This window comes from Amycolatopsis sp. cmx-11-12 (assembly GCF_046269425.1).
In the GTDB taxonomy this organism is placed as follows: Bacteria; Actinomycetota; Actinomycetes; order Mycobacteriales; family Pseudonocardiaceae; genus Amycolatopsis.
The window spans coordinates 1-1,644 of the sequence record NZ_JADNQM010000090.1; the positions used below are offsets into that span (position 1 = coordinate 1).

General features: G+C 66.5%; 1 protein-coding gene. It reads right to left on the bottom strand.

Annotated features, from left to right (window positions below; all coding sequences use genetic code 11):
• Positions 1-153 precede the first annotated feature (153 nt).
• Positions 154-1,527 (bottom strand): IS1380 family transposase, encoded by a 1,374-nt coding sequence (locus tag ACLARN_RS44020; protein ID WP_409497438.1) that lies wholly within the window; start codon positions 1,525-1,527, stop codon positions 154-156.
• Between the last annotated feature and the right edge of the window lie 117 nt (positions 1,528-1,644).

Genomic DNA, 1,644 nt, shown 5'->3' on the forward strand with positions numbered 1-1,644 from the left:
CCTCGATCTTGCATGGGTTTCTGTGAGTTCGTCGGGATTGCTGCTGCGGCTGGGTTTTGGTCGGAAATCGTGCTGTGGGCAGGGTTGTGGGCCGACTGTCGTGTCGGTGGGCGGGTTCCGAGGGTCCTTGGTTGTAGGGGCAGAGGGTGTGGATCAGTCGGGCCAGGGTGCTGCGCGGAGTCGGGTGAACGCGGTCGCGAGGTGGTGTGCCCAGGTCCAGTCCCGGTCGAGGTGCAGGGTGGGGATGCGGGCGGTGCGGGTGAGTTTCGCGGCGATGGCGCAGATGCGGTAGCGGAAGGTAGCGGGTTCGCAGCGGGCCAGTTCGCCGGTGAAACACAGGGACTGGGCCCAGATGAGCAGGTCGGCGGCGGTCAGCGCGAGTTCGAGCCAGGCTTTGTTTGCGGTGTAGCCGCGGCAGGGAAGGTTCCGCAGGCCGGTGTTTTTGCCGCAGCGGATGCGGTCTTCGACGCGGGCGTGGGATCGGTGGTGGGTTTCGAGGTCGGTGAGTTGCCCGCCTTGGGTGTCGGTGATGAACGCGGTGAACCGGTGTCCGTCGGTGTCGGTGAACCTCAGTTGCGCGCCGGGGTGTGGTCGTTCCCGGCGGACGATGACCCGCGATCGGGGAGGCCATTTCGACAGGTCGAGCATGCCGGTGATCTCGGCGACCCACGCCCCTTTCCGCGGCCGGCCGTCAAGGTCGTAGGCCGGGCTCCACGCGTCGTCGGGAATCGTGAGGACGGCGGCCTGGACCTCCGCGGCGATGGAGAACCCCAGCGAGAAACCACATCCCGCGCCGCGTATCGCGGCGGCGAAGGCATGGGTCGCGCCGGCGGCGTCGGTTCGCACCATCACCCGCGGCGCGTCAGGGTCATCGGGATGGGGCCGGGCGTGAGCGGGCAACGCGGACAAGGCCATCGTCAGGATCTCGACGTGGTCCGCGGCAGTGTTCGCCCCCGCTTTCCCGGGCCGCAGGATCCCGGCCAATGCTTCCCCACCGGCGACGTCGGGGCGGTCGAGGTAGGCCAGCAGTGGATGAAACCCGAACGTTTTCTTCCACGTTTTCGCCGCGTTCTCCTTCTCGCTGTGCGCGATCGTGATCGTCGCGTCGATATCGATCACCAGCCCGGCCGCGAGGTCGGGGCCTGCTCCGGCGGCCCAGGCCCGTTCCCGAGCCACCGCGCGAACGGCCTGCAAGCGAGCCAAATGCTCGGCATCGACCCGATCGAGTACCCGCCATGCGGTGGCGTCACTGGCCACCGGACCGAACAGTTTGGCCTGATCTCGCAGCGTCGCCAAGTGCGCCAGTGCGTCACCGCCGTCGGCGATCATCACCGCCAGATCAGCCAACACCCGACCCGGCAGGTGAGTTGGTATCCCGGCATAGGTGTCGATAAGCGCTTCTGACCAGCCGATTCCCAGCCCGGTGCTGACGGTGAGTTCGCGTAGTAGAGCTACCCCGGCGCGAGAGACGAGACCACTGCCGTCCGCGGTGACCCGGACTTGCGACTGCTTGCTATCGTGCACCAAGGAAGTGCCTTCCCGTGAGAGAACCCTGGACCTTCGCAAGCCCAAGTTTCCCTTACAGGACAGGCACTTCCTCCATTTCACGACCAGATCTACATCACACTGCGTGAAAGACGCAGG